General features: G+C 38.6%; 11 protein-coding genes. 8 read left to right on the top strand and 3 right to left on the bottom strand.

Annotation, left to right across the window (positions count from 1 at the left end; all coding sequences use genetic code 11):
* Positions 1-226 precede the first annotated feature (226 nt).
* Positions 227-1,552, bottom strand: a complete 1,326-nt coding sequence (gene brnQ, locus A9C19_RS01605) for a branched-chain amino acid transport system II carrier protein (RefSeq protein ID WP_072578332.1) — start codon at positions 1,550-1,552, stop codon at positions 227-229.
* 279 nt (positions 1,553-1,831) lie between these two features.
* On the opposite strand from brnQ (A9C19_RS01605), the gene brnQ (A9C19_RS01600) reads away from it, so the two are divergent.
* On the top strand, positions 1,832-3,154 hold the full coding sequence (gene brnQ, locus A9C19_RS01600; protein WP_072578331.1) for a branched-chain amino acid transport system II carrier protein: 1,323 nt from the start codon (positions 1,832-1,834) through the stop codon (positions 3,152-3,154).
* A gap of 66 nt (positions 3,155-3,220) precedes the next feature.
* On the opposite strand, the gene A9C19_RS01595 is transcribed toward brnQ (A9C19_RS01600), so the two are convergent.
* Positions 3,221-5,419: a sensor domain-containing protein gene (locus A9C19_RS01595; RefSeq protein WP_233499226.1), complete on the bottom strand. Its 2,199-nt coding sequence runs from the start codon at positions 5,417-5,419 to the stop codon at positions 3,221-3,223.
* Between the two features lie 868 nt (positions 5,420-6,287).
* Between A9C19_RS01595 and A9C19_RS01590 the strand changes: the two genes are divergently transcribed.
* Together A9C19_RS01590 and A9C19_RS01585 are read left to right on the top strand one after the other, a co-directional pair.
* On the top strand, positions 6,288-7,229 hold the full coding sequence (locus tag A9C19_RS01590) for a hypothetical protein (protein ID WP_072578329.1): 942 nt from the start codon (positions 6,288-6,290) through the stop codon (positions 7,227-7,229).
* Between the two features lie 2 nt (positions 7,230-7,231).
* A complete protein-coding gene (locus A9C19_RS01585; protein ID WP_072578328.1) occupies positions 7,232-8,014 on the top strand; it encodes an SH3 domain-containing protein in 783 nt (260 codons plus the stop codon).
* A 44-nt stretch (positions 8,015-8,058) separates the two neighbouring features.
* On the opposite strand, the gene A9C19_RS21635 is transcribed toward A9C19_RS01585, so the two are convergent.
* Positions 8,059-8,202 carry a hypothetical protein gene (locus A9C19_RS21635; protein WP_158515042.1) on the bottom strand — a complete coding sequence of 48 codons (144 nt, stop codon included), beginning with the start codon at positions 8,200-8,202 and terminating at the stop codon, positions 8,059-8,061.
* Between the two features lie 142 nt (positions 8,203-8,344).
* Between A9C19_RS21635 and A9C19_RS01580 the strand changes: the two genes are divergently transcribed.
* The 5 genes from A9C19_RS01580 to A9C19_RS01560 all read left to right on the top strand — a co-directional run bounded on the left by A9C19_RS01580 (position 8,345) and on the right by A9C19_RS01560 (position 13,090).
* The gene (locus A9C19_RS01580) at positions 8,345-9,034 is read left to right on the top strand and encodes a response regulator transcription factor (protein WP_072578327.1); all 690 of its coding nucleotides are present in this window, start codon (positions 8,345-8,347) and stop codon (positions 9,032-9,034) included.
* 4 nt (positions 9,035-9,038) lie between these two features.
* Positions 9,039-10,394: a sensor histidine kinase gene (locus A9C19_RS01575; protein ID WP_072578326.1), complete on the top strand. Its 1,356-nt coding sequence runs from the start codon at positions 9,039-9,041 to the stop codon at positions 10,392-10,394.
* Positions 10,395-10,734: 340 nt separating this feature from the next.
* Positions 10,735-11,667: an ABC transporter ATP-binding protein gene (locus A9C19_RS01570; RefSeq protein WP_072578325.1), complete on the top strand. Its 933-nt coding sequence runs from the start codon at positions 10,735-10,737 to the stop codon at positions 11,665-11,667.
* Entirely contained in the window at positions 11,645-12,355 is a 711-nt protein-coding gene (locus A9C19_RS01565; RefSeq protein ID WP_072578324.1) for an ABC transporter permease, read from the top strand. Before A9C19_RS01570 ends, A9C19_RS01565 begins: the two co-directional genes overlap by 23 nt.
* Positions 12,356-13,090, top strand: coding sequence for an ABC transporter permease (locus A9C19_RS01560; RefSeq protein ID WP_072578323.1), 735 nt, complete (start codon positions 12,356-12,358; stop codon positions 13,088-13,090).
* Positions 13,091-13,293 lie beyond the last annotated feature (203 nt).

Here is a 13,293-nt window from a genome sequence, read left to right as displayed (position 1 = left end):
TAGATATAAGATTTTCCTATCTGTATAGGAATGGTTATTACATGTGAAAGATGACTATAGTTTTTGATAATACCACCATAGTTTTTAAAAAAGCTTCATCCTTTTCCGTTCCACGACAGCTCTGCTTAAACATGATGTCTACCTAACCAAGGCACTAGAATGACAGAAATCCTCTTCTTTTTTCAAACGCAAAAAAAGCAAGGGAGTCTCACCCTCACTTCACTAGCTATCCCGCTATTTTCACAGGTTCGTCTATATCCTTTCCCCCATTTAAATGACCCACAATAAGACCTACAATTGCACCGATCACAGCTGGAACAATCCATCCAACACCTTCACCGTAAAGCGGCATAACACTTAAAACTGGATCTAGTAGATTCTGTAAGAACGTATGATTCACTGTTTCTGCTACACTAAACAAGGCAGTAAATAGAATCGTAAGGAAATAAACACTATGACTTATTTTCGCTGATAACAAACCAAGCGTAATCAAAACTACGGCTATAGGATACACCGCGCCTAAAATTGGGACAGAGATGGACAGAATTTGTGTTAACCCTAAATTTGCGACAAGTAAGCTTAATGCAGCTAACGTCACCGCCCATTGTTTATAAGAAAGCTTTGGGAAAATACCTGTGAAGTACTGGCTACAAGCAATGATTAGACCAATACATACACATAAACAAGCCAACGTAAATAATAAACCAAGCATCAGAATTCCTGCTGGACCAAATAGCTCATTCATCACAAGTGTTAACACCTGTGCACCATTTTCAGCCTCTCCAACTGAACTACTTGAAGCTCCTAAATAGGCTAAAACCCCATAAATGGTTGCTAATAGAGCACCTGCACCAATACCTGCATAGCTCATATAACGTGAAAGGAGTTTTGGCTGATCCACACCTTTTGAACGAATTGTATTTGCCACAACTATTCCAAAAACAAGGGCAGCTAACGCATCCATTGTTAAATACCCATCTAAAAATCCTTGAAAAAATGGAATCTCTTCATAAGATCCTGTTGCTTGTCCAAAGCTTCCAATCGGTGTTATCACCGCTTTTATAAAGATAATCGTTATCATAATAAGTAAAATGGGTGTAAGTAATTTCCCAAAACGATCAACCAGCTTTGACGGTTGTAAGCTTAACCAAAGGGTAATACTGAAAAAGATAATCGTGTAAAGAAACAACATCCATGATTGATCCGCCAGTGATTCTGTTAAAAATGGTTTAAGACCCATTTCATATGAAATCGATCCCGCACGTGGTATAGCTAATCCAGGTCCTATCGACACATAAATAAATAATGGAAATAAAAAAGCAAATGTAGGATGTACACGCGTTGCTAATGTATGTAAGCTTCCCGCTTTTGCTACCGCCATAACACCAAGAATCGGTAAGCCTACAGCAGTTAAAATGAAGCCTGCCAGGGAGATCCAGACATCCTCGCCAGCTGACCTACCTAAAAATGCCGGAAAAATAAGATTTCCTGCACCAAAAAACATGGAAAACAGCATAAAGCTAATAAAAATAAGTTCATTTTTCTTAAACAATTGAAATTGCCTCCTTTATATAAGGCTGAATTATAGCAAGGTGGACAAGATAATACTAGAGGAAACAGAAAAATAAGATTATTAAAATAATTTAGATAATAATTAAAAATCCTATAATTATCCTAAAATAGAAAATATTTAGATATTGGTTAAATTTAGTTTTTAAAAATTTATTTTTTTCTATCAACTTTAGATTTAAATGTGCTAAACTGAATTTCGTGTCAAAAAATATCGAATTGTGTATTAATAGTGATATAACATTTTGTTCAGGAGGAAATTATGGTTAAAAAGTTATCCGGTAAAGAAACATGGATTATCGGTTTAATGTTATTTGCATTATTTTTAGGTGCCGGGAATATGATTTTCCCACCTGCAATGGGACAACAAGCAGGAGAGCATGTTTGGCTTGCAACATTAGGTTTTTTAATAACAGGCGTTGGTCTACCCTTTTTAGGCATTGTAGCCATTGCATTGTCTGGTAATGATATTCAATCTATAAGTAATAGAGTTAACCCTACGTTCGGTCTGATTTTTCCGATTATTTTGTATTTAACCATTGGACCTTTCTTTGGAATTCCTCGGACGGCTACAGTTGCGTACGAAATAGGAGTAACTCCTTTTTTACCAGAAAGCTTACTTGCATCGCAAGGAACGTTATTTCTTTATAGTTTACTCTTTTTCGCTGTAACCTATTGGCTTGCGTTAAATCCAACGAAGTTAGTTGATCGTATTGGAAAGGTGCTAACACCTGCATTATTACTTATATTAGTTACCTTAACTGTGAAGGCATTTTCTACCCCAATGGGAGAGCTTCAGCCAGCACAAGGTGATTATGTTGATGGAGCTTTTTTCAAAGGTTTCTTAGAAGGGTATTTAACACTTGATGCACTTGGTGCCTTAGTGTTTGGAATTGTCATTATTACTACGATTAAAGATCGTGGAGTAACTGCGAAGATGGACGTGGCGAAAATCTGTATACAAGCTGGCTTAATTGCCGCTGCCGGCCTAGCCTTTGTTTATGTTTCGCTTGCATATGTTGGTGGGACTAGTGTCACAAGCCTTGGTCATCTTGATAATGGTGGCGCGATTTTATCAGGATCAGCGAGCTTGTTATTTGGTTCTTTAGGTAGAGTCGTCCTTGGATTAGCGATTACATTTGCTTGCTTGACAACAAGTGTCGGCTTAGTCTCTGCTTGCGGAAACTATTTAGCGAAAGTGATTCCATGGCTAGATTATAAAGTAGTTATTCTTATTTTATCTCTATTTAGTACAGCGGTGGCGAACTTTGGCTTAACACAGCTAATCTCCGTTTCTGTACCATTGTTATTCGCTATTTATCCGTTAGCTATTGTTTTAATTCTCTTGTCTTTTGTGGATTATGGGATTGGGATTACATCGAAGGTTTACAAATGGAGCCTCGGTGTAACGGCCATCATCAGTCTAGCAGATGGTCTAAAAGCAGCAAACCTGTTGACTGAAAATCTTACTAGCTTCTTTACCTATATCCCGCTGTTTAGTATTGGCATCGGCTGGCTTGTACCTGCGGTATGTGGTGCAATCGTTGGATGGTGTCTGTCACTTCCCGAAATTCGCCGAAACTAAGGATAAAGGTGCCAGTCCCCCAGCGCTTTAACGCACTGGGGGACTGGCACCTTTTTTCACCTTTTTTTATAATATCTTCTGAACCTCTTCTTTTGGTAGTGGTTTGCTATAGTGGAAGCCTTGTCCGTATTTACAGTTGTGTTGCTTAAGAAAGCTGACTTGTTCGATTGTTTCAATTCCTTCTGCGATCACAGTAAAGTTCATATTATGCCCCATATCAATAATGGCTTTTGCAATAGACCCGTTATTCGTGTGATCACAAATATCGTCTACAAAGGTTTTATCAATTTTGATTTTATCTATTGGTAAATGTTTTAGATAACTTAATGATGAATACCCTTTTCCAAAATCATCGATCGATATAGTGACGCCAAGTTCTTTCAATTCTGCTAAAACAGCTGAGGAATTTTCAATATTTTGCATAATGCTCTCTGTTATTTCAAGTTCTAAAGACGTTGCATCTATTCCATACTCTTCAATCGCCTCTCTTACACACGATGAAAAGGTGCTTTCTTGCATTTGCCTTACGGATATATTAACTGCAACTCGAATAGATATCCCCTTCTGTTTCCATATTTGGAGCTGTTCACATACATGACGCAGCACCCAAGTTCCGATTGGGACAATCAAGCCAGTTTCTTCAGCAAGTGGGATAAATTCTGCCGGGGACACTAAGCCATATTCAGGATGCTCCCAACGTAGTAATGCTTCAAGCGCCACTATTTCTTCGGACTCTAACTCCACTTGAGGCTGATAATGAACAAACAACTGGTTTTTTTCAATGGCTCTTCTTAGCTCAACCTCTAACTCCATTTTTCTCGTAGAAAGCTGGTTTAAGCTATGGTTATAATATTGATAATTATTTTTCCCGCGTTCCTTCGCTAAATACATCGCAGTATCTGCATTTTTAATCAGCGTTTCTTGATCATCGCCATCCTCAGGATAAAGACTTATCCCGATACTTGTCGTTACAAAGAATTCTTCATTTTGAAGTAGTAGTGGCTGAGAAAGGCTATTAATAATCGATTTCGCGACGTTTTCAATTTTTTCGTTTGTTGTATCTGTTAAAAGGATTAAAAATTCGTCTCCCCCTTGTCTTGAGACAATTCCCTCATCCTTCACCGCATCAGATAACCGAATAGCCACCTTACGTAAAATAAGATCACCCGTCGTATGCCCCTTGGTATCGTTAATGACTTTAAATCGATCCAAATCCAAAAACAATACGGCTACTTTATCTTCCTTATTAATCGGATTAAGCAAACGATTGTTTAACTGATCTTTAAACATATTGCGATTCGGGAGTCCGGTTAATGAATCGTAATATGCCATTTGATGAATGATCTCTTCTGCTTTCTTACGCTCTGTAATATCACGACCAACAACTAATCGAGCCATTTTTCCTTCATAAAGAACTGTCATAATCGACATTTCTAAATCAAATTTCTTTTGTTGGTATGTATTAATTTGTAAATCGAATCTTTTTTGGGCAAGCTGCCCCTGATCCATTTCCTGTAAGGTATCGTAAATTTTTTTAGCCTCGTCAGATGGTACGAATTGCATAACTGGTTTTCCTATTAAATCAGGAGGTCGTTCAGCTCCGAGAATTTTCGCACCGGCTTCATTAATAAATATTAGTTTCCAGTCTCTAATCACTGCTATAAAATCAGGAGACATCTCAACGAGTCCTTTATACCGCTCTTCTCCTTCTTTTTGCTCCGTTATATCAAATAAAACACTTGTAAAGTCAATAAATTCCCCTTTTTCATCATGGGTAGGTATTCCACTATCCTGAATCCACCTAACATCCCCATCAGGTCGGATAATTCTATAAACACTCGTGACAGACTTTTCCTCTTTTAATAACTCTTCACGCTCTTTCAGTACATGAGCATCATCAGGGTGTATAACCTTCTTCCATAAAAGGTGATCATCGTAAAACTGCTGTAAAGGATAACCATATAATTTCTCAATTCCTGGAGTAATAATAAGCACATTTGCCTTTATATCATGCGACCAAATCGCAACATCTAATGAATCAAAGATACTATTAAGCTTCTGTGTCGACTGCTCTAGCTCTTTCGACTTCTTTTGTGTGGTGAAAAGCAACGAAATTAACATCACAAGCGTCACTGCATTTATTAAAAAATGAGCAAACTGAAAGTCTTCCGACTGCTGCGGATTCAAGAAAATCAACACATTCGTCAAGATCTCAAACACCACAACAAATCCAACAAACCCCAACACTTTCCATCCTCTACTCACAACCAAACACCTCCTTGCCTACACATGTTGTAGTTCTATTGTAACCATTTTTACTGCCTGTCACCACCCGGAATTTGTCGAATTGCGTGTATTCTGCGGAGCTAAAGAGATTCTTGCGGGGTTATAGTGATCTCTGTGACGAAAGGATTATAAATTATTCCCGTCTAGATTAATTTGGAAACTTCTAATCCATTGGTACCAACACATAACATGCACCTAAAACACTATATCAGTGGAACGCATTACCGTAATGGGGGCCAGGCACCATCCTCATACACTATATCAATGGAACGCACTACCGTAATGGGGGCCAGGCACCATCCTCGGGCACCATCCTCACACCATCCCCATCGCCACCTGTCACAGAGTCAAAATTCCTCCATTCAAAGGCTTGTTTACAGTGAGGGTTGAGTATATGATGAATAAGAAAAAGAGATTTTAATTAAGGTTATAATTTTGGATTACCTAACTAGTCCGTTATTATTCATAAACACAGTACTACAGGCATATTTTAGGACAAAACCTCATGCACCTTTGTATGTTGAGATAACATCAATATAGTTTATTTATTTAACCGGATCATAGCTATTAACAAACGCATTATATTAAAAGTTTGACTTATATAAAAACGTGAAATGATTGAGACCAAGCAACTACAAGCACTAAAAAACACTCTCATCATGTAAACCACGAACTTTATGGCTATGTACAATCACAGAAAACACCTTGTTCTTACGCTGTTCTATGAAACTAGCCTCTCTGGTGCTCTACTTGCTGAACTTGATAACCTATAGTATTCATTAACAGCGTCAACTATTTACTGGTCTTCCCTTGTAGAGAAGCTGACCCTGAAAGGAAGGAAATAACCATGAATTTAATTGAAGTACATCCAGTTAAATTTAATTTTTTTGAAAAACCACCTGCTTCATCTATGAATCAAGCATTCGTTTACGTGAATGCACAAAATAATTTTCAAGTGGTCAAAAATGGAGACCGCCTTACGCGTAGTGATTTACGTGCAGGTAAATATACAAAAATGTACATCGTTAATATGGGTACACAGAATTTTCATGATGAAAATGAATATCCTTCACTTGACCGTGGCAGAAGCTTTTTAATCGATGTTTCCATTGACTATAAAGTTGTCGATCCCATTTCACTTGTTCAACAAGACGCTGGGGAGATTGTGACGTACATCAAAAAGAAGCTTCCATACTGGTTAGAAGAAATCACAACGGATTACCCCATTTCAGATGCAAAGCGTGTGAAAAAGCATATTGAAGATTTACATGAGCATTCTTCGATGGTTACAGGTTTGAAGCAAGTGGGCATTGTTGTCGCAGATATTAATGTCCTTGTGAAACAAAGCCGCAGCGACCAAGAGCATGACCGTAGCTATTGGCAAATTGATAAAGATGGTGAGCTTGCTGAGCACGAAATAGAAATCAAGCAACGTCGAGCTCTTGCATTAGCAGAAAAAATCCAGACAGAAATTGAGTCCGGTCACCTGTTAAAAGCACTTATGTTAGCTGAGGATAACAAACCAGCCCTTGAAATTGTGCAGAATCGCCTTGCGCTAGAAGAGAAATTCAGAGCGGACATCAAAGATCAAGTAAGGATGTTACTCGCTGATCCAACAGCTGACAAAATGGATGTGGAGAAGCAAGTAGAAAAGATCCAGGCTTACTTTCCATATGAACAGTTTGGACGTTCTTCAAGTGAAAGCAGCAGACTAGGAAGTCGCTATCATTCGAACAAATCTAGTGACGAGGAAGACAGCGTCTATCAGACGACAAAAGGAGATCAATAAAAGTGGAAACCATATTTAATCAAGTATTTTGGCTATGGGTACCGCTCGCTTTTCTTCCCATCTGGCTTCGCATCGCAATTGTAACGTATATCGGGATTATTTTAGCCCGTCCGATTGTGGTAAGACTTACCCCCCTTCTTATACACTGGGGAAGTATTTTCTTTAAAAAAGCTGTAGAGTATTTATCATACCCACTTATGGTTTTATTCCATAAGCAGTTAGAAAAACGCCGAAGCAACCATGATTACAGTATTCCCACCTGGATAGAAACAAGCGAAGATGTGTGTGCAGCCTTGATAAAAGGCTTTGAAAAGCTTGAGGTACGAACACAAAAGCGGACAAGAAATAAAGCTCGCTTTAAAAAAGTATTTCGTCTTGCAGCGCTCGTATTGGCCGTATTGCTACCATTAGCTATACTTAATAACCCTACAACCTCGTATTCACAATCGTGGCAAAACTTTGAAACATGGATAACGCAGGAAAAGGTTGAAAAACAATTAGGCTATGACCTTACTAAGCTACAAGCAACTATTACCTATAAAGTGGATGAGGCCTCTTCTAAATTAACGAAAAAAAAGCTAACACTATCTGAAACCTATAAAGCAGAAGGTGGCAACATCCGATCAGAGCCCTCTCTTAACGGGAAAATCATCTCTTCAATTAAGCAGGATGAATCCGTCACCTACCTAAATGAACAACAAACCGACGATCGCGGGATCACCTGGCTCAAAGTCGAAACCAACCAAGGAAAGGTTGGGTGGATATCAGATAAGATTGTGGAGTGAGATGGGTACCGATAGCGGTGCCTGTCTTCTGTCAATAAAAAGTCCTAAATACTGATTCTATCCTTATCTGCTTGAAGGTAATGAAAATATAAGGAGCTATCCCTCACTGGCTGAGGAATAGCTCCTTTTCCATTCCAATAGTTTAAAAACTCATTCGGAATTACCTTATGTATCTGTACGAAGTTCATGTGATTTCCTCTTGCAAAATAACATTGGAAAAATATAGTATCTTTATATTACAATCAACTATAGCCCCTTTTTTAGCAGAAAGATTGTTTTTGAAAATCGGTGGCCTAATTCGACAATTTCCAGGTGGTGACAGGCATAAAAATGAGTACAAAAACAAACAACATTCTCTACATTGAAGACGAAAAGGAAATTGGCCAGTGGGTAAAGAATGAGTTGGAGGCCAAAGGATTTAAGGTGTTATGGTTGGAGAGTGGGTTGGAGTTACCTACTGATTTCGGTGCATTCGGTGTGGTGATTTTAGATGTGATGCTACCTGGACTGGATGGTTTTTCTCTAGGAAGACGCATCAAACGGGCACGCCCTGATTTACCTATTATCATGCTTTCGGCACGATCTTCTATTGAAGATAAACTAGAAGGCTTAGATTTTGCTGATGATTATATGACAAAACCGTTTCATTCAGAGGAATTAGTAAAACGGGTAGAAATCCTTCTAAGACGCCAAGGCAACCACGAAGCGACAAACTCAAAAAGACAGCTAAAACACATAGAATATCATGAGAACACGCACCAAATTACAAACACACAAACTGGCGAAGAAATCATTCTAACAGGCAAGCAGCATCAGATTTTCAATTTCTTTATTAGACACCTTAACCAAATTCTAACGAAAGAGCAGCTATACGAAGGGGTCTGGAACGAGCCATACATTGAAGGTGACAAAACGCTAATGGTTCACATTCGATTCCTAAGAGAAAAGCTTGAAAAAAATCCTTCTGAGCCAGAAATCATTGAAACAATTCGTGGAATTGGCTATAGAGTTAAAGGGTGAAAGCATGAAATGGTTCAAATCCTTACAAGTTAAATACTTACTCATTGTCTTTCTTGCCATGGCAATCATCCCCATATCGATTCCAATTATTTCATTGGTGGTGTATGTTCCTGCCACTTATATTGAAGGGACAACGAAAAACCACCCGTATACTAGCTATAAAGAACTTGAGGAAGAGTGGCATAAGGAGGCTACTACGCTTTCAGAAGAAAATGAGAATGAAGTGAAAACTAGACTTCAAGAACTCCATAATAAATACACTGACTCGCAAATTTTTTGGGTCGATAAATTCGGTGTAACGAGGGACAACTTCGGATACAATGGATCACTTCCTCAAAAGTGGACCTCCTCCTACACTGTTCAATTTATGAAAGAATCAATTGATTCAGACCCTTACACGGTTGTTGCTTTTTTCAATGAAGATTCAACAAACGGTTTTATGGTGATAAAAGTTGACCGACAGCTACTTGATCCACCTATTCAAAGATTAAGTAACCATTATGGCACGATAACATTGGTCGTTATTGCACTCATCTTAGTTTTCTTTGTCATCCTTTCATGGCTCTTTTTTAGAAGTATTCATAAGAGACTTCTTCGACTATCAAATGCTATGCAAATGAAAGATAATCAGAACATACCTAAATCAATCACAATTACTAGAGACGATGAAATCGGACAGCTTGAAGAAAGCTTTAATCAAATGATTCACGAACTTAAACTGAGTAATCAACGCGAACAAGAGCAAGAAATCCTCCGAAAAGATTTAATTGCGAATCTATCACATGACTTACGCACACCTTTAACAACGATTAGAGCCCAATTAACTCATATTAAAGATGAAGTAAAATCTAAAAAAGGGAACGAGGCACTTGAGGCGATCAACTACAAAATTGATTACGTCAGCACACTCATTGATAACCTGCTTTCTTATACGTTATTGTCAGCAAAAAAATATCCTTATCATCCAGTCAAGATAGAATTAAACCGCTTCGTTCGAAAAATAGTTGCTCAATGGTATCCGCTATTTGAAAAACAGCAGGTTGAAATTGATCTCGTCACGAATCCGAATTTTGTAGAGTGGAATGTTGACCCACTTTGGCTTGAACGTATTCTTGATAATCTCCTACAGAACGTTATAAGACACGCCTCTGAAGGAAAATATGTACAAATTGCGATTGAAAACCACCATACGGTCACTATTCAAGACAAAGGCAAAGGGTACACCTCTAAAAGTAATAACCAAGGAGCAGGTATCGGATTAACGATTGTCGACCTTATGATCCAGGAAATGCAACTAGAATGGTCAATTGAAAAAAATGAAATAGGAACAAAAGTAACGATAACGACGAACATAAAATAGAGTAGTGCTCATTTCACTAATGAGTAAACTATACACTATATACAACGCAGAGAGAGGTTAAGATTAAGTGGAGCTAAGTAAAAAAACCATCACTCTGCGTTTACCTATCCCCATCCAATACACTCAAAACCACCCCAATCCATCCATCTCACTTCCAACAGAAAGCTCCACAATCGCTTTAATTCTTTAAAGGAGTGGGGGACTGGCACCTCCTCTTTTTCTTTAAACCTTTAAAGCGCCGGGGGACTGGCACCTCCTCCCCCTTTTTAAACAAATTTTAAACAAAACCACCACTTCCTTTTAAATTGATCTAGGTATGATAGATGCTGAGGTGAGGAAAATGAAGGAAATTATTCAAACGACTAATTTGACTAAACGTTTTAAAGGGAGAACAGTGGTTAATGGAGTAAATCTTAAAATTAATCATGGGGAAATATACGGGTTCCTTGGCCCAAATGGTGCTGGTAAAACGACAACCATTCGTATGTTACTCGGGTTAACAAAGCCCACTGATGGTTACATGGAATTGTTCGGAGAAAGAGTAAAATCAAGCCACTTACAAGCGCTCAAAAAGATCGGATCTCTAGTGGAATCCCCCTCCTATTATGGTCATTTAACAGCGCGAGAAAATTTAGAGGCTCTCAGAAAAATCTTAAAAGTTCCTAAAAGCAGAATTGATGAAGTTTTGAGTATTGTCAGACTCACGAAGGATGCTAATAGAGCCGTAAAAGGCTATTCTTTAGGAATGAAACAGCGACTGGGAATTGCTTCTGCCTTACTTGGTAACCCAGAGCTTCTTATTTTAGATGAACCCACAAATGGACTTGATCCTTCGGGGATTCATGAAATTCGTGATTTAATTAAAAGTATGCCCCAAAAGTATGGGGTCACGATCTTGATCTCAAGTCACCTATTAAGTGAAATTGACCAAATGGCGACAGAGGTTGGCATTATCACAAATGGCACGATGATTTTTCAGGATTCGATAGATAACCTTCGAAACAAAGCAAAGGCAGAAATATCAATAAAAGTGGACCAACCAGAAAAAGCTAAGACTCTTCTTTTATCAAAAGGGATAGTAACTCAAATGAGTGAAGAATACCTACTTACAAACGAGACAACAGATGTTCAAGTCGCTAAAATGGTTGAAACCTTGATCAACGGTGGCCAGAGTGTTTACCGAGTCGAAGAAAAGCGAAAATCACTAGAAGATATATTCTTAGACTTAACAAGTGAGGGAGGACTAAAAAATGCTAGCGGTTTTTCAAGCTGACCTCCTAAAAGTAAAGCGTAAATGGTTTTGGTTTCTCGTGTTTCTTGGCCCATTTGGTGTCCTTTCCTTACAGATGGTGAACTATGGATTACGTTATGACTATTTAATAGAAGGAAGTAAGCACGTTTGGCTGGACTTATTATTAAATATTAACATGTTTGTCCCTCCTGCCCTTCTACTTGGAATGACGATTTTAGCCTCGCAAATTGCATCAATCGAGCATCACCAAAGTGCATGGAAGCAGCTTTTAAGTTTACCTGTTAAGCGAAGAATTGTGTTTTCATCAAAATTTTTCGTTATAACGCTTATGCTCTTAATCTCTTGCAGCTTCCTTTTCTTAGGAACAATATCACTAGGAGTAGGGCTCGGATTCGTAGAATACGAGCCAATTCCATTTTGGGAAATTGTTAAAAATAGCTACTTTCCCCTGTTTGCCGGGATGCCTATAGTCGCTCTTCAACTATGGTTATCGGTGACGTTTGATAATCAGGCGACCTCTTTAACAATTGGTATATGTGGTGCAGTATTTTCAATGTTCACCTACTATGCACCTGATTGGGTATTGTGGAAGTGGCCGCTGCTTTATGGAGACCAAGAACCGTTTTGGTACGCAAGCATTGGACTACTAGTAGGTGTATTCATCCTACTTGCAGGCATGTTTGATTTTGAAAAAAGGGATGTGAAATAAATGTTTTGGAGCTTAGTTTCTTCTGAGATCATTAAATTACGAAAAACTAAAATTTGGCTACTGCTTTTTATTAGTCCATTTTTAGCAAGTGCCATCGCATTAGCAGCAAACCCACCCATCGAGCCAGGGGTGAACGCTTGGACTATGACTTTACTCATTATGACCCCGATGCATACTTTGTTATTCTTACCGTTACTCATCGGTGTTTTCACAAGCTTTATATGCCGATTTGAACATAAAAATGGGGGATGGAAGCAGTTACTAAGTTTACCTGTGAAACGTCGCCATGTATATCTATCCAAGTTCTTCCTAGTTATGTTGCTCATTGCCCTTAATCAATTAGTTTTCACCTCTGGATGGCTATTAGTTGGGGTGATAAAGGGATATTCAGATAGCATTCCATTTTTGATAATATGGAAAAGTATTGTAGGTGGGTGGATAGCAACTCTACCGTTAACGGCGCTTCTACTACTCATATCTATGGCATGGTCGAGCTTTGCAGCACCACTTGCCCTAAACGTTGTCTTAACACTTCCAAACATCATGGTTGCAAACTCAGAAACCTACGCCCCTTACTATCCATGGGTGCAACCTTTCCTAACGATGATACCAAAAGACGACGGTCCTTGGGGAGGCTTCTTCATCTCCTTTGAATCCATCATCTATGCAATACTAGGGGGATTCCTGCTCTTCTTCATCAGTGGATTCGTTTATATCGAGAAGAAAGCTGTGTAGAATGATCAACATGTCACTTCCCGCTTTTTGTCGAAACTCCTCTCTGCAATAGCTTTCTTTCGACAATTTCCAGGTGGTGACTGGCACCAAAAATGCACCAAAAAAAAACAAAATTCATCAAATTTGGAACTCCCCTGGGTATTATGTAATTTATTGTCTTGTGTTACGATTAGTACAATGGTAGTAAATCGATTACAGGGAGG

The sequence above is a fragment of the Bacillus weihaiensis genome (assembly GCF_001889165.1).
Classification (GTDB): Bacteria; Bacillota; Bacilli; order Bacillales; family Bacillaceae; genus Metabacillus; species Metabacillus weihaiensis.
This window is presented reverse-complemented; position numbering and strand designations above follow the sequence as displayed.

Coding starts and splice junctions, on each gene's coding strand:
- brnQ (WP_072578331.1), top strand. CDS start 1,832: ATGGTTAAAAAGTTATCCGGTAAAGAAACATGGATTATCGGTTTAATG.
- A9C19_RS01590 (WP_072578329.1), top strand. CDS start 6,288: ATGAATTTAATTGAAGTACATCCAGTTAAATTTAATTTTTTTGAAAAA.
- A9C19_RS21635 (WP_158515042.1), bottom strand. CDS start 8,202: ATGAACTTCGTACAGATACATAAGGTAATTCCGAATGAGTTTTTAAAC.
- A9C19_RS01580 (WP_072578327.1), top strand. CDS start 8,345: ATGAGTACAAAAACAAACAACATTCTCTACATTGAAGACGAAAAGGAA.
- A9C19_RS01575 (WP_072578326.1), top strand. CDS start 9,039: ATGAAATGGTTCAAATCCTTACAAGTTAAATACTTACTCATTGTCTTT.
- A9C19_RS01570 (WP_072578325.1), top strand. CDS start 10,735: ATGAAGGAAATTATTCAAACGACTAATTTGACTAAACGTTTTAAAGGG.
- A9C19_RS01565 (WP_072578324.1), top strand. CDS start 11,645: ATGCTAGCGGTTTTTCAAGCTGACCTCCTAAAAGTAAAGCGTAAATGG.
- A9C19_RS01560 (WP_072578323.1), top strand. CDS start 12,356: ATGTTTTGGAGCTTAGTTTCTTCTGAGATCATTAAATTACGAAAAACT.